The organism is Priestia sp. GS2 (genome assembly GCF_036409025.1).
Lineage (GTDB): Bacteria > Bacillota > Bacilli > Bacillales > Bacillaceae_H > Priestia > Priestia aryabhattai_A.
In genome coordinates this window covers 793,564-812,714 of the sequence record NZ_JAZGJX010000001.1, presented here as the reverse complement: position 1 = coordinate 812,714, position 19,151 = coordinate 793,564, and the positions used below count along the sequence as shown (strand labels likewise).

Genomic DNA, 19,151 nt, shown 5'->3' with positions numbered 1-19,151 from the left:
CTTTTTTAAGCAAAAGAAATGCCATTAAATTTTCAATTCATCTTGACCATCGTCTTCAGGCATTTGCTCTGCCGCTTCATCTAATCCATGATATTCACGAACTTGACCAGCAATTTCTTGGCGAATATCAATATTCTCTTTTAGGAATTGTTTCGCATTCTCACGGCCTTGACCTAAACGTTCTTCGTTATAAGAATACCAAGCTCCACTTTTTTGTACGATATCTAAATCAGAAGCAATATCTAAAATTTCTCCTTCTTTCGAAATTCCTTCTCCGTACATAATATCCACTTCAGCTGCGCGGAATGGTGGTGCTACTTTGTTTTTGACAACTTTAATTCTTGTTTTATTTCCCACAATATCGTTACCTTGCTTCAACTGCTCAGCACGACGAACTTCAAGGCGCACTGAAGAGTAAAACTTAAGCGCACGTCCACCTGGCGTTGTTTCAGGGTTACCAAACATAACGCCAACTTTTTCACGAATTTGGTTAATGAAAACAGCAATTGTCTTCGATTTATTAATAGCACCTGACAGCTTACGAAGTGCTTGAGACATTAAACGAGCTTGTAAACCAACGTGAGAATCTCCCATTTCACCTTCAATTTCAGCCTTAGGCACAAGTGCTGCAACAGAGTCAATAACTAGAATGTCAACCGCTCCACTACGAACCAACGCTTCAGCAATTTCAAGAGCTTGTTCACCTGTATCAGGCTGTGATAAAAGAAGCTCATCAATATTAACACCCAGCTTTTGTGCATAAACCGGATCTAGCGCATGCTCAGCATCGATAAACGCTGCTTGTCCGCCCTGCTGTTGCACTTCTGCAATTGCATGAAGTGCAACTGTTGTTTTACCAGAACTTTCTGGACCATAAACTTCAATAATACGTCCTCGCGGATATCCACCTACACCAAGCGCAACATCTAACGCTAGAGAACCACTAGACACAGTTGAAATTTTACGTTCAGTTTGCTCTCCTAATTTCATAATTGAACCTTTACCAAATTGCTTTTCAATTTGTTTTAGAGCCATATCAAGGGCTGCTTGACGATCGTTCACTCGATTTCCTCCTCTATACTTGCTTGCTTTTTTTTATAATTTAAGATTACTACGTTGTAGTAGCAATGACGTTTTAATTAACTTTCTATACATAACTATACTCGCTTTCAAGTCATTTGACAAGCAAAAAGCGAATAAATGTTCGATTTTTTTATTTTGAAGGCTGGGACTATATTAAAAGAAAAAAGTGAATATTTGTGAAGGAAAAATCCCTCCTTATATACAAGGAGGGACTAAACCATTTCAATATATCACTGTTTCAGAAGTTGTAAAAGATAATAGCTTCCATAATTCACAGTACGTTTACGAATACCATCACGACTGCCCGTAAGCTTTAACGGATATACGCGTGTTTTCTCATCTTTAAAAGCTATACCAATATAAACTGTACCAACTTCCTTATCTTCTTGCTTAGACGGACCAGCGACGCCTGTAAAACTAATGCCAATATCAGAGCCTGTCAGTTTTTTCACACCAACGGCCATTTCTTCTGCGCACCTCTTGCTAACTGCTCCGTCTCGCTCTAGGGTTTCTTTTGCTACATGTAATACGTGGTGCTTTATCTCGGTTTGATAAGCAACGATGCTCCCTTTTACAACATCTCCAGATCCAGGAATGCTTGTCAGCGTCCCACTGAACAAGCCGCCAGTTAAGCTTTCAGCTGAAGCAACCGTCACTTGTTGTTCTTGAAGCGTAGCAATGAGCTCTGCTTGTAGAGACGTCAGGTCATATCCATAGAAAAACTCTCCTACACGATTCATAATCTGCTTTTCTACTTCATCAAGCATTCGATGGGCCTCGGCCACATCCTCATGCTTAGCCGTTAAGCGAAGCGTTACTTCTCCATCAGCAGCTAACGGTGCAATGGTTGGGTTTGTTTGTGCATCTAATAAATCTTCAATATCTGTTTCTAACTGAGACTCTCCAATTCCAAAGAAACGTAAAACACGAGACTCAATTTGCTCTTTTATATCTAGCTTTTCTGCTAAATATGCTTGTCCATACGACTCATACATAGGATAAAGTTCCTTTGGCGGACCAGGAAACAACATGTAGTCAATACCATTCACCGTAATACCCATTCCCGGTGCCATTCCATAATCGTTTGGCAGTATTGTTGCACCTTCAAGTACAATTGCTTGCTTCCTATTATTAGGCGTCATTGTTCGATTGGTTTTTTCGAAGTACGATTCAATACTTTCAAGCGCTTTGTGATCTGTTACAAGTGAGACACCTAGTTCTGAAGCAATTGTTTCTTTGGTAAGGTCGTCTTTTGTCGGACCAAGCCCGCCCGTAAATACAATCAAATCCGCACGCTTTTGAGCGGTCAAAATAGCTTCTTTTAATCGGCTTTCATTATCGCCAACTACCGTATGATAGTATACATTAATACCAAGCTCTGCAAATTTTTTAGATAGGTACTGCGCGTTTGTATTGGCAATTTGGCCTAGCAAAAGCTCTGAACCTACTCCAATAATTTCCGCGTTCATCAAATCATCCCCATTATTTTGAATTAACAAATGCTTGCTTGTTTTTTGCAAAGTAATCCCATCCAGAAATTACTGTAAATACAACAGAAATCCACAGGGCAATTGCTGCAAATGGAAATGACACAAATTCAAAAGGTAAGTTATAAAGTAAAATAGCTGAAATAGCAATAATTTGTGTCCACGTTTTAATTTTACCTAGCATATTTGCAGCAACGACTTCTCCTTCTCCAGCGAGAACTAAACGTAAGCCTGTTACTCCAAATTCACGGCTAATAATAATAATTGCAGCCCAACCTGCACCGGCAATCAAGTCCAAATCTACAATAGCAATCAGCGCTGCTGAAACCAATAGCTTATCTGCTAGCGGATCTAAAAATTTCCCAAGGTTTGTAACTAAATTATATTTACGAGCGTAGTATCCATCGATCCAGTCTGTTGTAGACGCAATAATAAATAACGCTGCCCCTAGTAGATGAGCAATTGGCACATCCATTCCAGCAGCGCTAACTTCGCCAAAAGGTAATGGTGCCATCATTAAAATTAAAAAAAGTGGGATTAAAAAAATTCGAGAGATTGTAATCTTATTTGGTAAATTCACTATTGTTTCCTCCAATTACATACAAAAACGGAAGTCGTGCAAACTGTTGTCGGCACGACTTAACCATTTTTAATACTTTTAAGCTAGTTATTGAGCTTTTTCCGGCTCATATTTAATCGTTACAACTTGTCTAATTTGTTGGTTAGCATCAAATGGTAAACTAACGTCTTGGCCATTAATTTTTAATTGTACCCCTGGTGAGAAGCCAATATTCACTCGAACTTCACTTTCTTTTGTTAAGTCGAATTCTTTTGTTTCACCATTTTTCAACATGGCATTATAAAATGAATTCCCCTTACCATTTTTCACATCCAACCATGTATCAGCTTGAGTAGACGATACTTCTAGCTTAAACTCATCTGTTCCAGACAACTCATACGTTCCGTTGTGACCTGACTTTTGAACTTCTTTATAAGCTTGCTGTGTTTCTTCTTTTTCTTCTTCTTTTTTCTCTTCGTCTTCCTTAGCAGCTTTTTCTTTTTCTGCCTTTTCTTTTTCTGCCGCTTCTTTTGCAGCTTGATATTCATTAGATGCTTGCTGCTCTTGGGATTGTTGCACTTCGTTATTTGTTTGTTCAGTATTTGCAACTTGATCTTCTTGACGACCGGATACAATATTTTGAGCAATCACCCAAATGATAATTCCGACTACCAGCACACCAGCAACTACTAAAATCGTCGGTAAGTAATCTGCTGCTTTTGATGCTTTCGTATTTTGGGGGATTTCTTTTCGACTGCGAACACGAGATAAAGGCTGTGGAATATCATCGGTTTGAGTCGTTGGAATATCCGTTTTGTACTGATCAAAAATGTCATCGGGGTTCAACCCTACAGCTTCACAATACTGCTTGATAAACGCTCGCACATAAAATTTCCCTGGCATGACATCATAATTACCTTCTTCAATACCAATCAAATAGCGCTTTTGAATTTTTGTGTTTTTTTGTAAATCTTCTAGCGACATCCCTTTATTTTCTCGCTCTTGTCTTAACCTTTGCCCTAACTCTGTCAATATTAACACCTACCAATTATGCTAAAAATCAAACATGGATAATCCACCGTTTGGAAACATTTGCGATCCTTCAATGACTTCATATGTAATTTCTTCATCTGGATCATTTCGTAATTCAATGATATACGCAAAGTCATCCAGCGTATACTCACTATTTTGTACAAATACATCAGGATGCTCAACAATCTTTGTTGCAGGCACATTCATAATTTCACGAACGAGCTGCCAGTGTTTTTCATTCGCCCTTCTTGTTGATACAATACCATCAATAATAAAGATGTTATTAGAATTATACTCATCTTCAATTAGTTGACTGCGAATTGTTTGTTTTAACAGCGTTGATGACACAAATAACCATCTCTTATTCGCACAAACACTAGCAGCAACAATCGACTCCGTTTTACCAACGCGAGGCATTCCTCTGATGCCAATTAATTTATGACCATCTTGTTTAAAAAGCTCTGCCATAAAGTCCACTAGCAAGCCAAGTTCGTCTCGCACAAAACGAAATGTCTTTTTATCATCAGCATCTCGTTGAATATAACGACCGTGACGAACAGCTAAACGATCTCGTAGCTTTGGAGGACGCATCTTTGTCACAACAATATTATCCATTGTTTTCAAAATAGATTCAAGCCGTTCAATTTGCTCATGGGAATCGCACCGTAATAGCAAGCCACGCCTTTTGTCATCTACCCCATTAATTGTAACAATGTTAATTGCCAGCATACCTAAAAGAGACGAGATGTCTCCCAATAAACCAGGTCGATTTTTCTGTATTTGATATTCTAAGTACCACTCAATTTTGTTCACGAAACCCCTCCTCATCCCATTTGTTCCGTCTAAACCTAATCCAATAATAGAATGAACATAGCAAAACACTCATTCACAGCACAAAAATGCTTGAAGAACGATTAACAAATCACCTCAAACACCACTCGGAGAAGCTGTTATTAGATATGTTAAAAATGCGAGTTTCTAAAATGGCGCTCGCTGTTATGTTTCCCCTTTTTTCACATAATTTAAATATAAATGATTTTCATTAAATTATAAAGTGTAAAACCTATTTCTTATGTAAATGTTCTTATTGTAAGCGCTGTACTTTCTACCTTTGCTTATGAGTGAATTATTTATAAATAAAAAAGAGTCGTTTCTCAAACAAATTTGAGTCGACTCCTTCTTTTGTTCGCTTCATTAACATCTTTACATTAATTAGCAGAACCGTTATTTTGAACAAGCTTTACCATCATATTAGCAATTGCATGTTGCTCTTCTTTTGAAGCAACGCTCCATAAGTCTGCTAATATTTTTTCTTGTTCGTTTTTTGCGTCAACTTGGTTCGCTAGATAGCCACCAATTTGATATGCTAAGTCGTTGATTACCTCGTTGTTCATTCCTTCGTTTTGAGCATGATGTAAGCGATCGCCTAAAAAGTTTTTCCAGTTACCCCAATTGTCTAATACTGACATGAGTAGCCCTCCTTAAGGTTTATTCATATCATAGTTTGTACACCTTCCTCTTTTTTATTCGCGTTATTATGTATGCCAACCACCATCTACTGATAAAATTTGTCCTGTTATATAAGAGGATTGATCAGAAGCTAAATAAGCAACTGCATCGGCAATTTCTGAAGGCTTTCCAATGCGTCCCATCGGAATTTCCTGCTCCATCATTTCAAGGTCTTCTTGTGTATAATCAGATAGCATATTTGTCAAAATAGCTCCTGGCGCAATTCCATTCACTCGAATTTTACTTAGCGCAACTTCTTTAGCTAACGCTTTGACAAAAGTATTCTGAGCCCCTTTCACCGTTGAATACAGCACTTCATAAGAAGCTCCCTCCAATCCCCAGATAGATGAGATAACGATAATATTCCCAGTTCTTTTCTGAATCATTTTAGGGAGAACAAATTTTGCAATTCGATAAAGAGCGGTTACGCTCAGATAAACCATTTCTTCAATACGCTCATCTGTCACATCCATCATTAATGCTGATAAGCTTTGACCACCATTGTAAATAAGCAGATCTACCGGTACAACAAGAGTCGATAAAAAGTGATCAACCCCCTCTTTTGAAGACAAATCTCCTTGCACCACCATAATATTATCCGTGTAGGAACGAAGGTAACTAGCTAGTTTGTTCACCGCTGCTTCATTTTGATAATAATGAAGGACTACTCCGTATCCTTCCTTTACCATTTTCTCGGCAATAGCACTGCCAATTCCTCCGCTCGCTCCTGTAATTAGCGCATATTTCTCCATGTTGATTCTCCTTGTATTATCCAATAAAAAAGCTGACTTAACGTCAGCTTTTCATATACTATCTTATCACTTATTTCGGTACAACCTCACATACAGTAAAGCTTTCTTCTTGAATCATATCATTCATTACATGCTTCACGTCGTCTACTGTAAGCTTTTCAAGCGTATCTACAACATCAAATAAATTCATATCATTAAATGCATAGCGGGTAAACTGATTAGCAATAAACTCTGGAGAATTTAAAGCTCGCAAAAATTCTCCAATTTTCTTCTTTCTTACTCGTTCTAACTCATCTTCTTGTAAACCTTTAGATTTCACTTCAAATAAAATCTCTTTAATTCTCCCATAAAACTTATTTGGATCTTCTGTATCTCCGCCAATTAGCGCAAATCCAAAGCCACTTTCTTCGGTATAGTCATATGAGAATGTCTCATCAATGAGCCCATTTTTATACAGATCTTCATAGTAAGAAGAGCTTTTTCCAAATGCAAGATCAAGTACAATATTCATTGCAAGCTCGTGGCGAAGCATATCTTGTCCGGAACGTTCAGGCTTTCTTGTTTTTAAGCCAACCATAGCTTTGGAGGCTTGGACAGGCATGTTTAATACCTGTTTTTGTTCCGCTACCGTTTCTGGCTCTTTATCAAAATGACGAGTAATTTCAGGCATATCTTCATAATCTTTTTTAGCTTGATTTTCACGAATTTGAGTCATTACCTTTTCTGCATCAACAGGCCCTACCACAAATAGTAGCATATTGCTCGGGTGATAAAATGTTCCATAGCACGTATAAAGCAAATCTTTTGTAATGTGGGAAATGGACTCAATGGTACCAGCAATGTCAATTTTAACAGGGTGATTTTTATACATGTTTTGAATTGTTCCAAAGTACAAGCGCCAGTCTGGATTATCATCATACATCGTAATTTCTTGTCCAATAATTCCTTTTTCTTTCTCGACTGTCTTTTCAGAGAAATATGGTTCTTGAACAAAGTCTACAAGCGTCTCTAAATTTTGTTCAAAGTTAGACGTGCAGCTAAATAAATACGCTGTGCGCGTAAATGATGTAAATGCATTGGCAGACGCACCCTGCTTGCTAAACTGTTGGAAGACATCACCATCTTCTTTTTCAAACAGCTTATGCTCAAGAAAATGCGCAATTCCATCAGGAACTTTAATCATCTCATCTTCTCCGAGCGGAACAAATTGATTGTCAATGGAACCATATTTTGTAGTAAACGTGGCAAACGTTTTGTTGAACTCAGGCTTTGGTAAAATATAAACCTCTAATCCATTATCCATTTTTTCATGATAAAGCTGTTCTTTCAGCTGAGAAAATTCAATTTTCTCCATTGTTTTCACCGCCTTTTCCTGTTAAGAAATAAACTGTATCCATCGCAATGTTTTCAGCTACCTTCACAATTTCTTGTTTTGATACTGCATCGATTTGTTTTAGATATTCATCAACCGAAATACTTTTCCCTGTTAGTTCATTATGGTACATAACTTCAACCAGACCTCGTGGTGTGTCTACCGTTTCTAACAGTTGATTATGAATAACTGCTTTCGTTTGAGCGATTTCACTATCAGTAAACGAGCCATTCTTCATTTCTTCCATTTGTTCCTTAATAATGGTTATAGCCTGGTCATAGTTTTTTGCATCGATTCCTGACATAACCATCAGAAGACCTTTATGGCTTTCAACTCGTGATGCAGCATAGTAAGCTAAGCTTGCCTTTTCACGAACGTTAATGAACAACTTTGAATGAGAAAACCCGCCAAATATACCGTTAAACACCTGTAGGGCAAAATACTGACGATCTCCATATACAACGTTTGTACGGTAGCCAATATTTAATTTACCTTGTTTTACCTCTTGCTTTTCTATCACTTCATTCACATTGGTAATTTCTTTTTCCGTAATTGAGCGTTCAATTTTTTTGGGTTGACGTTGTGGTAAATTAAACGCTTGCTCAACCGTGTTTTTTACTTCTTGTTCATGAAAATCACCAATAACATAGAGGTGAATAGCATCTTCTTTTAATACATGCTGATAATAATCATAGAGCTTATCTGCTGTAATGGATTCAATATCATCAATTCGACCATTAACATGCAGAGAGTAAGGTTCCTCTTTACACATCTCTTCAACTAAGCGAAGATTTGCATAGCGCATTTTATCATCGAATACAGCTTGAATCCGTTGTCGAAGCGATCGCTTTTCTTTTTCCATTGCGTCATTTAAGAAAGCTCCCTCCTCCGTTGCCGGCTTCAATAGAATTTCACCAAGCAGTGCAAGTGCTTTTTGAAGAAGAGGAGTTGAGTCTTTTAAATATTTTTCGTTCGCTATATCAATCCGAATAGTTATATCGTGATTATCACCCTTTTTTGTCAAATCCACCTGAAGAGTTGCACCATATAGTTCATCTAAATATGTACGCAGCTGTGTTGTGGTTGGAAAAGATTCTGTAGCACTTTGTAATACATAAGGTAAAAGAGCTCGCATTGTCACCGTTTTTTCATCCAATGGAGCATTTAATTTTAGAATAAACGTATTGGTTTTATACTTTGTAGTTGGGATTGTATGCAGCGTCAGGCCATTCAATTCGTGCTTTTGTTCAGTCAATAATTTCATCAAGATACCTCCTTTTAATAGTAAGTTTGCTAAAAACAACACAATACCTTTATTTTTAGTTTATTTTGCCGTTTTTAGTCTTACCTTCACTATATCTAATTAGAGGAAAGATTTTCAAGGAAACACCTTTTATACAAGATCTCATTTGTCATATATTCTTATCTTCAACTCTTCTTTAATGTGTTGTCATTCTTCTTGAATAGTGCTATAAAAAATAGAATTCTAATAATCCCCATCCCTTTTCACCACATGATTGCGTAAGATTCCTTCTTTCTTTACCGCAAACTTTTTTAATTTCTTTTTGTCTACATTTTTTTTGATAAAATCCTTTACTTTTTTTGTGCGAATTTAAAAAGAACAAAGGCAGATTACAAACCTTTGTTCTTGAAAATAGTTTTATTATCTTTTTCCCTTTTCATAAGGCGTACCAAGTGCTTTTGGTGCCTCTGCTCGACCAACAAATCCAGCTAACGCTAAAATTGTCAAGACGTAAGGAGCAATCGTTAAAATAACAGTTGGAATATCTTGAATAACTGGAATTTGTGCTCCTGTAATACTTAAAGATTGTGCTAACCCAAAAAAGAGAGCTGCTCCCATCGCACCAATTGGGTGCCATTTTCCAAAAATCATGGCTGCAAGTGCTAAGAAGCCCTGTCCAGAAATGGTTCCAGCTGAGAAGTTTGTTGCGATTGACGTCGCATATACAGCACCACCAATACCAGCTAACACACCCGATAACATAACGCCCACATATCGCATTGTGATAACTTTAATCCCCATCGTATCCGCAGCCATTGGATGTTCACCTACAGAGCGAAGACGCAGCCCAAACGGCGTTTTGTAAATGATATACCATACAACGAAAGCTAGCAAAATCGCTAAATATGATGTAATTGGAACATTTGAGAAAAACAGCTTACCAATAATCGGAATATCAGATAGGAAAGGAATGCTTGTTTTATCAATACGAAATTGAATAAAATCTGTTTGTCCTTTTCCAAAAATTTTCTTGATTAAAAAGATAGACAAACCTCCAGCTAAGAAGTTGAGTGCAACCCCGCTGACTACTTGATCTGCTTTAAGCGTAATACTTGCTACTGCATGAATAAGTGAAAAGATTGCACAAACCCCTGCTGCAATTAAAATTGAAACCCAAGGTGCCCATGCTCCCAATGAGTCTTGAAGAAGTAGCGTTGAAACAATTCCTGTAAATGCACCAAACATCATAAGACCTTCCAGTCCGATATTTACAACACCAGACTTCTCACTAAACACTCCACCTAATGCTGTAAAAATAAGCGGTGCTGCAGAATACAGCGCAGCTGGAATAATTATAATTAAAACGTCTAAGAAACTCATTGTGCTCCTCCTTTACTTAAACGACCAATAATCCAACGAATAAGGTAACTGGACGCCACGAAGAAAATGATAAGAGCGATAACAATCTCAATTAATTCTGACGGCACTCCCGCCATAAAGTTCATTTGTGGTGCCGCTGTTTGTAGACCGCCGAATAGAAATGCAGCAAGCAAGATACCAATTGCACTATTAGCTCCTAAAAGGGCAACAGCAATTCCATCGAATCCCGTTCCAGTAAATGACGTAAAAGTATTCATATATTGGAATGTACCAAGCCCTTCCATCGCACCGGCTAATCCTGCAAATGCACCAGATACTGACATAGAAAGAATGATGTTGCGAGACACATTCATTCCTGCATATTTAGAAGCATGCTGATTAAACCCAACAGCACGAAGTTCAAAGCCTTTTGAGGTTTTGTTTAATAGGAACCACATTACAAAAGCTGCTAAAAACGCTACAATAATCCCATAGTGCAAACGAGAATTGTTCGTTGCCTCAGCTAAAAATGAAGATGCTAATGACGCTGACTCATTGATGTTGTATGACTTTTCATTCCCTGCATACAAAAATTCACGGATAATACTGCTTGTTGTATAAAGGGCAATATAGTTCATCATAATGGAGACAATAACCTCATGAACATGAAAGCGAGCTTTTAAATAACCAGGAATAAAGGCCCATAATGCACCAGCAATACCTGCTGCAAGGATTGCGAGTGGAATATGAATAACAGATGGAAGTTCAAAAGCGTAGCCTACCCACACTGCCGCTAACCACCCAACAAGAAGCTGACCTTCTACTCCAATATTAAATAAGCCTGTCTTGTAAGCAAATGCTACAGCAATACCTGCTAAAGCAAGGGGCGTCATTGCACGAATAGTTTCACCTAAAGCTTTTGGACTACCCAACATACCATTAAATAAAGAATCATAGCCTTTCACCGCATCATAGCCCCCAAGAACCATGATGATTGCACCAGCAAGCAATCCTAAAATTGCCGAGATAATCGGAATTAGAATGTGGATGGTTCGCTCATTTCTTAGCCATTTCATGATGTTTCACCTGCTTTCTCACGCTTTCCGCCTGCCATTAACAATCCAAGCTTCTGCTCATTTGTTTCGTTTGGATTTACGATATCTACAATTTTTCCTTCGTAGATAACAGCAATACGATCACTTAAATTCATAACTTCATCCAGTTCTAAAGACACAAGAAGAACCGCTCTTCCTTTATCACGCTCTTCAATTAACTTACGGTGAATAAACTCAATTGCTCCTACATCCAATCCACGCGTCGGCTGAGCTGCAATTAACAACTGAGGACTGCGGTCCACTTCACGAGCAATAATGGCTTTTTGCTGGTTTCCTCCAGAAAGAGCTCGCGCTTGTGTATATTCACTCGGTGTGCGAACATCATATTCTGCAATGAGTGCTTTGGCTTTTCGATAAATTTCTTTATAGTTCAAAATACCCCTTTTAGACATTGGCTCTTTATAGTACGTTTGAAGTGCGATATTTTCACCGATTGTATAGTCCAAGACAAGACCATGCTTATGGCGATCTTGAGGAATATGTCCTACACCTGATTCAGTAATTTTACGTGCCGATAGCTTTGTCAGGTCACTTTCATTTAGCGTGATAGCACCTGATTTGATTTTTGTAAGACCTGTGAGGGCTTCAATTAGTTCTGTTTGCCCATTACCATCTACTCCTGCAATTCCTACAATTTCACCCGCTCTGACAGTTAGCGATAGATCATTAACAGCTGCTACTCCGCGGGCATCTTCCACTACTAAGCCATCTATTGTTAACACAGCATCCTTCGGTTCTGCTGTTTTCTTTTCCGTTTTAAAATGCACTTCACGTCCAACCATTAAGGACGCCAATTCATCTGGATTGGTTTCAGAAACCGTTACTGTTCCAATCCCTACACCTTTGCGAATAATTGTACAGCGGTCACAAACCGCCATAATTTCTTTTAATTTATGAGTAATTAAAATAATGGATTTTCCTTCTTTAATTAAACGCTTCATAATTTCAATTAATTCTGTGATTTCTTGAGGTGTAAGAGCGGCTGTTGGCTCATCAAAGATTAAAATATCTGCACCACGATATAGTGTTTTTAAAATTTCGACACGTTGCTGCATACCAACCGAAATATCTTCAATTTTCGCATATGGATCAACAGAAAGCCCATATTGATTTGATAGTGCTTCAATCTCTTTAGCAGCTTTTGCAATGTTGATTTTTCCTGCTTTTGTCGGCTCATTACCAAGGATAATGTTTTCAGTAACTGTAAAATTTTGCACAAGCATAAAGTGCTGGTGAACCATCCCAATCCCTAGGTCATTTGCAATATTCGGATTCGTAATTTTAACAGCTTTTTCTTTCACCTTTATCTCGCCTTTTTCAGGTTGATAAAGCCCAAAAAGAACGTTCATCAGCGTTGATTTCCCTGCGCCATTTTCACCTAGTAAAGCATGGATTTCTCCTTTTTTCACTTGGAGTGTAATGTCATCATTCGCTACGATACCCGGAAACTCTTTACGAATATTTAGCATTTCAATTACATATTCCACTATGTTCACTCCCTATTTGTATCTAGAGTAAAGTCTATTATCTTGAATTTCTCATCATCTTAAAGGCTATGAAAAAGGCTAGTGGTTCACTAGCCTTTTTTCATACCTATCCTGTTTTGATATGAAGAATTATTTAAGAGTTTTCTCAAACTCTTTATATGCATCATCCGTTGCTGGTACTTTAATTTCGCCATCTAAGATTTTTTGTTTGTACTCTTCAACAGCTGTTTTTGACTCGTCCGTTACATTATCCATAGTTGGAGCAATACCAACCGCATCTTCTTGAAGTCCAAATACTACTTCTTCTCCACCAGGGAACTTGCCGTCTTTTGCTTGTTTTGCAACTTCTTCAACCGCAATATCAACACGTTTTACCATTGATGTTAGTGTTACGTTTTCTGGCATACCTTCTTGGTGCTGGTCACGGTCTACACCGATTACCCAAACCTTCTCACCTTTTTTCGCACGATTTTTCGCTTCAGTAAACACTCCGTTACCAGTACCACCTGCTGCGTGATAAACAATATCAGCACCTTGGCTGTACATTGTTGATGCAATCGCTGAACCTTTTTCTGGCGCATTGAAATCTTCTGCGTATTGAACAACTACTTCAGCATCTGGGTTTACAGCTTTAACACCTGCTTTAAATCCGTTTTCAAACTTTTTAATTAACGGAGATTCTACTCCACCAACAAAGCCGATTTTATTGGTTGCTGTTTGTTTAGCTGCAACAACACCTACCAAGAACGAACCTTGCTCTTCGTTAAATAGAATGCTTGCAACGTTATCTAATTTTTCTGACTTTAATGTGTCATCAACTAGCGCAAAATGTGATTCTGGATATTGACCAGCCACTTTTTTGATATCTTCTTTCAGTAAGAAACCGATACCGTACGTAAGGTTATAGCCTGCTTCAGCAAACGTTGATAAGTTGCTTTGGTATTCAGCAGCTTCAGCCGATTGTAAATATTTATAGCCTGTACCTTCTTCTAAGTTATTTTCTTTACCGAATTTTGTAAGACCTTCCCATGCTGATTGGTTAAATGATTTATCATCAACTCCGCCAGTATCTGTAACCATCCCTACTTTGAAATCTGAAGCTGATTTTTCACTACTTCCGCCTTCTGAGTCGCTAGATCCACAGGCACTTAGTAGTGTACCTGCCGCTAACATAAGTGATAAAGCCATTCCATATTTACGTTTTGTCATTTTATTAACCCCCAAAATAGTGTAAAAGAATTGTAATGCTACTTCACGTTCGTCGCCCTTGGTATTGAACACCTCCTTAAAAGAATCCGTGTAAAACCATTACTAAAATTGCGAAAACTTAAAATCTATTAAACTCTTTTTCTCAATACTTGGAAACTAAATTTATCTGCTTTAAAATAGTTAATTGAATACAAAATCGGTTCATCATATTGGTCGTAATGCATTTGTCGCAGTACAAGAAGTGCTGTTTCTGGACTGCATTGTAAAATAGGAGAAACTTTTTCATGATACCCGATTGGCTCAATGTGGGCTACTGCATATGAAATATGTTTGCCAGCCTGTTTTTCAAGAATCCCTAGTAGAGATTCTTGTTTATATTCGAAATCTTCGGGCAATATTGTTTGTGGAACCTTGTCCATACAATATACAACCGGCTCATCATTTGCAGTTCTCACACGCTCAACAAAAAGCATTTTTTCGTCAATTTGACAGCCAAAACGCTCTATATCATTTTCTGAAACAACTTGTACATTGGATGATAAGAAAATGGTACCAGGCTTCATTCCAGCTTGTTCAATCATATGTGTTATACTATTTAATTGCTCAATACCTGAAAGAAACGTCGGCTTCGCATTCACAAATGTACCTACTCCATGTCTTCTGACAATAACATTTTCTTCTTCCAATATGCGAAGTGCTTCACGTAGCGTTGCTCTGCTTACGCCCAGCTGTTTTGACAGATCAAACTCTGATGGAAGTCTCTCTTTTTCTTTGAAAACTCCTCGTTCAATGTTTTGTTTAATGTTATCAATCACTTGTAAATACAAATGTCGATTATCCGCTCGAATAGACATCACACTTCCTCCATACCCTCAACTAGTCATCAGACCTCTGATGTTTGACTCTTTAATCGAAAATAATATATCATTTTTTTCAACATAAATAAATAGGTTATATTAATTTTATGTAAAAAACTTTAATATTTTTTTAAAAATATTGTTTTTTTCTATTTATTGTATGTAAGCATGTCTAACAACCTAATATTTCAGTATTTTTTTCACCAAAAACTAACAAACATTAAGATTAAATTAATAATATTCGTGTTTTAATTAACCAAACATGATAACACATTTTTTTATAATATCTTTTTATAAAAAATAATACCCTTAATGATAAAAAAAGACGTAGAGCATATGCTTACGTCTTTTCTAACCATTTAATTATGTTCCAACATCTTCGTTTTGCTGTGAAACCAGTACTGCTCGGGGTTTACTTCCTTCATAAGGTCCGACAACTCCCCGTTCTTCCATTGCATCAATTAAGCGAGCTGCTCGATTATATCCAATTCTAAAGCGTCTTTGCAGCATTGAAACAGAGGCTGTTTGCATTTCTGCTACAAGCTGAACTGCCTCATCATACAATTCATCCGCTACTTCTTCTACTTGTTCTGGAGCGTCTGTTGGAATCATTTCTTCTTGGTATTGCGCTTTTTGCTGAGCAATAACGAAGTCTACAACCTCTTCAACTTCCTCATCAGATAAGAACGCTCCTTGTACACGAACTGGCTTAGAAGCTCCAACCGGCATAAATAGCATATCTCCACGACCTAGCAGCTTCTCCGCTCCTCCCATATCTAAAATGGTACGGGAATCGGTTTGAGAGGACACGCTAAACGCAATTCGAGACGGGATATTAGCTTTAATAACCCCTGTAATAACGTCAACTGACGGTCTTTGCGTTGCAATAATTAAGTGAATTCCCGCAGCACGCGCCATCTGCGCTAAACGTGTAATTGAATCTTCAACATCTGATGAAGCAACCATCATTAAGTCGGCTAACTCATCTACAATGACGACAATATAAGGTAGCGTTGGTTGCTTAGCATCCGAGTCATCATTTTGGCGCTTCACAAGATCATTATACCCTTCAATATTTCTTGTACCGCTGTGTGAGAAGAGCTCATAACGGCGCTCCATTTCGCTTACGACTTTCTTTAAAGCCTGAGATGCTTTCTTTGGATCAGTTACAACAGGTGCCAATAGATGTGGAATACCATTATACATATTCAACTCAACCATTTTAGGGTCAATCATCATGAGCTTAACTTCGTGAGGCTTCGTTCGCATTAAGATACTTATGATAATTCCGTTAATACAAACACTTTTACCGCTACCTGTTGCTCCCGCAACAAGCATATGAGGCATTTTATTTAATTCTGCCAAAACAGCGTCGCCGGATATATCTCTTCCCAATCCCACCAGTAGCTTTTTATCAGGATCTATTTTTTCTTTTGATTCCAACACTTCACGAAGAGAAACCATCGCTACCTCTTCATTTGGAACTTCAATCCCCACTGCTGATTTACCAGGTATAGGCGCTTCAATTCGAATGTCTTTGGCAGCAAGAGCTAGAGCCAAATCATCGCTTAAATTTACAATTTTACTTACTTTCACTCCAACGTCCGGATATACTTCGTATTTGGTAACAGCAGGCCCTAAATGAACCTTAGCAACCGTTGCTTTCACACCAAAACTTTGAAACGTTTTTTCTAGTTTTTCAGCATTTTTATAAATATTCTTTTTCTCTTTTGCTTGATTACTTTTCTTCGGCATTGTTAGCAATCGGATAGGTGGAAGTTCATATTCCATGTTTTCAGCTTCCACAAATGAAATAACTGGTGCCTTTTCTTCTTGTTGAGGCGGGTCTTCTTTCTTGGCCACTGGTTGAACAGGCTTAACTGTTGGCTGTGGCTCGGGTTCTGGTTGAGACTGAATAGATGATGAAATAGGATCTACTACTTCTTCATAATCAAAGTGCTCAATAATTGGAGGCTGCTTTGCAATGACAGGTGCTTCTGCTTCCTGTTCATCATTTTCCTCCTCTTCTTCTACAGTTGGCTTACGCTTTTTCTTCCCTTTTGGTGTTTGCTTCCTTTTAGAAGCCCAATTTGCAATGTCTTCCCAACCCTCTTTTAATTCCGTCACTAAAAAGCGGACAATTGGCGTTAACACTTTTCGAAGCGTTTCGTGCAAAGAACGTCCTGTAATTAATAACACGCCAATCACGATTAAAAGTGAGGCAATGAGCTCAGTTCCTAAGCTGTCAAATAAGTAATAAAACATCGCAAACATAACGGCTCCAACCATTCCGCCACCTAAATCACTGCGATTTACTTCCCCAGTTGCTTCTAACATATATAAATCCCATGTATTTAAGATAACTGAAGGATCAGTAAAAGTGCCGTTCTTAGAAAGGTTTTCAAATAGCGTAACGTGACTAAATAATAAAATAGCTAAAATAATTAAATATGTACCAACTAGCTGTCTTGTTATAAATGGTGGCAATGCCCTTTTCCAGATAATATAGCCTGACAGCACCAGCAAACCGATTAGCATAAGCATGTACCATTCACCAATAAAAAGACGAACAAGTAGCACAAGCGCCTGGCCAACCGCACCCAGCCCTGCCATCGCAATTAATGTAATAGCTAATAATAGTAAACCTATGAGTTCAAATCGTACAATGCGTTTCCATTCTTCCTTCTTAAATTTCCCTCTTCGTTTTTTCTTTGCCATGTTCTCACTCCAATCAACGTCTTCCTATGTTGATTTTCTTATTCATATACACTGAACAAAAAAGCAGCCATTACTCGGCTGCAACATACTCACTTATTATTATACCATATAATTTTAGCAAAATTATACTCAAATCCTTACGACAGAATTTGACCTGGGTAATATTTTTTGTCTAAATAATGCTGAGGATCTGTGCTTAAAATACGGACAATTTGCTGTTGATTGTATTCATTTTCTTCTACAAGCATAGAAATGCCGTTATACTGCATCATTTTTTGCTTTGGAAGCTCTTGCGTTGTATCAGGATAAATTAGCTCTTGGGGCATCATAGTATACAAAATCATTGTAATAATTGGTTCTCCTGTTGATGTTGATTGTTCTGTTCAATGAGCTCATTCAGCTTTTTAATAGCTTGACCTACCCCGCCAACTTCATCAATCAATCCGTATTCAACTGCATCAGCTCCCACAACATTCGTTCCAATGTCTCGTGTTAGGTTCCCTTTTGAAAACATAAGTTCTTTAAACTTTTCTTCAGTGATATTGGAATGATGCGTAACAAAATTCACCACTCGCTCCTGCATCTTATCCAAGTATTCAAATGTTTGAGGTACGCCAATGACTAAGCCCGTCAAACGAATCGGGTGTATTGTCATTGTCGCAGTACCAGCAATAAAAGAGTAATGAGTGGATACCGCAATTGGAACTCCAATTGAATGGCCTCCTCCAAGCACAATTGATACTGACGGTTTTGAAAGAGAAGCAATCATTTCAGCAATTGCTAAACCAGCTTCTACATCTCCACCTACTGTATTTAAAATAATTAATAATCCTTCAATGTTAGGGTTTTGTTCAATCGCTACAATTTGCGGAATAACATGCTCATATTTTGTCGTTTTATTTTGAGGCGGTAGCTGCATATGTCCTTCTACTTGCCCTACTATTGTTAAGCAGTGAATCTTTGAATCCTGTGGCATTTGTGCAACATTTGTTTGTCCTAGCTGCTGAATTTTATCTAAAATACCACCTTTAGTATTATCTTCACCTTTTTCAGGTTGCTGTGGTGCTGTTTCCGAAGAATTCATCTCATTGGGTTCAAACATAGTTTTGCTCCTTTCCAACAATAATATTGTTAGTATGAGCTTTTCTTTTTTATTAAATCCATCGCTTTTATAATTCATGCTGTTTCCTAATAAAAAGAATCTAAATACTTCCTTTTCAAGGGCGAATCCTGGCTGTTTTAAACAAGTTAAGATGAAAGTACAAGTTCACTCCGTTACGCTGCAGACACTCACTTATTTTCCTAATCAACAAAAAATCCGATCTATTGAGAGTTAACTTTCAATAAATCGGATATGTCATTACCTTTA

17 protein-coding genes are annotated in these 19,151 nt (G+C 37.8%); all 17 read right to left on the bottom strand.

Going from position 1 to position 19,151, the window contains the following annotated elements:
• Nucleotides 1-24 precede the first annotated feature (24 nt).
• The 17 genes from recA to V2145_RS04110 all read right to left on the bottom strand — a co-directional run bounded on the left by recA (nucleotide 25) and on the right by V2145_RS04110 (nucleotide 18,884).
• Nucleotides 25-1,062, bottom strand: a complete 1,038-nt coding sequence (gene recA / locus V2145_RS04190) for a recombinase RecA (RefSeq protein WP_094912524.1) — start codon at nucleotides 1,060-1,062, stop codon at nucleotides 25-27.
• 251 nt (nucleotides 1,063-1,313) lie between these two features.
• Nucleotides 1,314-2,552 (bottom strand): competence/damage-inducible protein A, encoded by a 1,239-nt coding sequence (locus V2145_RS04185; protein ID WP_094912624.1) that lies wholly within the window; start codon nucleotides 2,550-2,552, stop codon nucleotides 1,314-1,316.
• Nucleotides 2,553-2,565: 13 nt separating this feature from the next.
• Nucleotides 2,566-3,150, bottom strand: a complete 585-nt coding sequence (gene pgsA / locus V2145_RS04180) for a CDP-diacylglycerol--glycerol-3-phosphate 3-phosphatidyltransferase (RefSeq protein WP_094912525.1) — start codon at nucleotides 3,148-3,150, stop codon at nucleotides 2,566-2,568.
• A gap of 87 nt (nucleotides 3,151-3,237) precedes the next feature.
• Nucleotides 3,238-4,170, bottom strand: coding sequence for a helix-turn-helix domain-containing protein (locus V2145_RS04175; RefSeq protein WP_330987345.1), 933 nt, complete (start codon nucleotides 4,168-4,170; stop codon nucleotides 3,238-3,240).
• Nucleotides 4,171-4,182: 12 nt separating this feature from the next.
• Nucleotides 4,183-4,989, bottom strand: coding sequence for a DUF3388 domain-containing protein (locus V2145_RS04170; protein WP_090752669.1), 807 nt, complete (start codon nucleotides 4,987-4,989; stop codon nucleotides 4,183-4,185).
• 380 nt (nucleotides 4,990-5,369) lie between these two features.
• Nucleotides 5,370-5,630, bottom strand: a complete 261-nt coding sequence (locus tag V2145_RS04165) for a DUF3243 domain-containing protein (protein WP_094912527.1) — start codon at nucleotides 5,628-5,630, stop codon at nucleotides 5,370-5,372.
• Nucleotides 5,631-5,696: 66 nt separating this feature from the next.
• Nucleotides 5,697-6,422 carry an elongation factor P 5-aminopentanone reductase gene (ymfI, locus tag V2145_RS04160; RefSeq protein ID WP_094912528.1) on the bottom strand — a complete coding sequence of 242 codons (726 nt, stop codon included), beginning with the start codon at nucleotides 6,420-6,422 and terminating at the stop codon, nucleotides 5,697-5,699.
• Between the two features lie 70 nt (nucleotides 6,423-6,492).
• Nucleotides 6,493-7,776 (bottom strand): EF-P 5-aminopentanol modification-associated protein YfmH, encoded by a 1,284-nt coding sequence (gene yfmH, locus V2145_RS04155; RefSeq protein ID WP_165932587.1) that lies wholly within the window; start codon nucleotides 7,774-7,776, stop codon nucleotides 6,493-6,495.
• The gene (yfmF, locus tag V2145_RS04150; RefSeq protein ID WP_330987344.1) at nucleotides 7,763-9,058 is read right to left on the bottom strand and encodes an EF-P 5-aminopentanol modification-associated protein YfmF; all 1,296 of its coding nucleotides are present in this window, start codon (nucleotides 9,056-9,058) and stop codon (nucleotides 7,763-7,765) included. The genes yfmH and yfmF overlap by 14 nt, the downstream gene beginning before the upstream one ends.
• Nucleotides 9,059-9,457: 399 nt before the next feature.
• On the bottom strand, nucleotides 9,458-10,417 hold the full coding sequence (locus V2145_RS04145; RefSeq protein ID WP_094912531.1) for an ABC transporter permease: 960 nt from the start codon (nucleotides 10,415-10,417) through the stop codon (nucleotides 9,458-9,460).
• A complete protein-coding gene (locus V2145_RS04140; RefSeq protein WP_094912532.1) occupies nucleotides 10,414-11,475 on the bottom strand; it encodes an ABC transporter permease in 1,062 nt (353 codons plus the stop codon). Before V2145_RS04140 ends, V2145_RS04145 begins: the two co-directional genes overlap by 4 nt.
• On the bottom strand, nucleotides 11,469-12,998 hold the full coding sequence (locus V2145_RS04135; RefSeq protein WP_330987343.1) for an ABC transporter ATP-binding protein: 1,530 nt from the start codon (nucleotides 12,996-12,998) through the stop codon (nucleotides 11,469-11,471). Before V2145_RS04135 ends, V2145_RS04140 begins: the two co-directional genes overlap by 7 nt.
• 129 nt (nucleotides 12,999-13,127) lie before the next feature.
• On the bottom strand, nucleotides 13,128-14,207 hold the full coding sequence (locus tag V2145_RS04130; protein WP_094912534.1) for a BMP family lipoprotein: 1,080 nt from the start codon (nucleotides 14,205-14,207) through the stop codon (nucleotides 13,128-13,130).
• Nucleotides 14,208-14,335: 128 nt separating this feature from the next.
• Complete coding sequence (locus V2145_RS04125) at nucleotides 14,336-15,061, bottom strand: GntR family transcriptional regulator (protein WP_094912535.1); 726 nt, start codon at nucleotides 15,059-15,061, stop codon at nucleotides 14,336-14,338.
• A gap of 366 nt (nucleotides 15,062-15,427) precedes the next feature.
• Nucleotides 15,428-17,782 (bottom strand): FtsK/SpoIIIE family DNA translocase, encoded by a 2,355-nt coding sequence (locus V2145_RS04120; RefSeq protein WP_330987342.1) that lies wholly within the window; start codon nucleotides 17,780-17,782, stop codon nucleotides 15,428-15,430.
• Nucleotides 17,783-17,919: 137 nt separating this feature from the next.
• Nucleotides 17,920-18,126, bottom strand: a complete 207-nt coding sequence (locus V2145_RS04115; RefSeq protein ID WP_094912537.1) for a YlzJ-like family protein — start codon at nucleotides 18,124-18,126, stop codon at nucleotides 17,920-17,922.
• On the bottom strand, nucleotides 18,123-18,884 hold the full coding sequence (locus V2145_RS04110) for a ClpP family protease (protein WP_094912538.1): 762 nt from the start codon (nucleotides 18,882-18,884) through the stop codon (nucleotides 18,123-18,125). The genes V2145_RS04115 and V2145_RS04110 overlap by 4 nt, the downstream gene beginning before the upstream one ends.
• Between the last annotated feature and the right edge of the window lie 267 nt (nucleotides 18,885-19,151).

Excerpts from the sequence above, each read along its gene's own strand:
- V2145_RS04185 (WP_094912624.1), bottom strand. The coding sequence starts at position 2,552 with ATGAACGCGGAAATTATTGGAGTAGGTTCAGAGCTTTTGCTAGGCCAA.
- V2145_RS04170 (WP_090752669.1), bottom strand. The coding sequence starts at position 4,989 with ATGAGGAGGGGTTTCGTGAACAAAATTGAGTGGTACTTAGAATATCAA.
- V2145_RS04165 (WP_094912527.1), bottom strand. The coding sequence starts at position 5,630 with ATGTCAGTATTAGACAATTGGGGTAACTGGAAAAACTTTTTAGGCGAT.
- ymfI (WP_094912528.1), bottom strand. The coding sequence starts at position 6,422 with ATGGAGAAATATGCGCTAATTACAGGAGCGAGCGGAGGAATTGGCAGT.
- yfmH (WP_165932587.1), bottom strand. The coding sequence starts at position 7,776 with ATGGAGAAAATTGAATTTTCTCAGCTGAAAGAACAGCTTTATCATGAA.
- yfmF (WP_330987344.1), bottom strand. The coding sequence starts at position 9,058 with ATGAAATTATTGACTGAACAAAAGCACGAATTGAATGGCCTGACGCTG.
- V2145_RS04145 (WP_094912531.1), bottom strand. The coding sequence starts at position 10,417 with ATGAGTTTCTTAGACGTTTTAATTATAATTATTCCAGCTGCGCTGTAT.
- V2145_RS04130 (WP_094912534.1), bottom strand. The coding sequence starts at position 14,207 with ATGACAAAACGTAAATATGGAATGGCTTTATCACTTATGTTAGCGGCA.
- V2145_RS04125 (WP_094912535.1), bottom strand. The coding sequence starts at position 15,061 with ATGTCTATTCGAGCGGATAATCGACATTTGTATTTACAAGTGATTGAT.
- V2145_RS04120 (WP_330987342.1), bottom strand. The coding sequence starts at position 17,782 with ATGGCAAAGAAAAAACGAAGAGGGAAATTTAAGAAGGAAGAATGGAAA.
- V2145_RS04115 (WP_094912537.1), bottom strand. The coding sequence starts at position 18,126 with ATGATTTTGTATACTATGATGCCCCAAGAGCTAATTTATCCTGATACA.
- V2145_RS04110 (WP_094912538.1), bottom strand. The coding sequence starts at position 18,884 with ATGTTTGAACCCAATGAGATGAATTCTTCGGAAACAGCACCACAGCAA.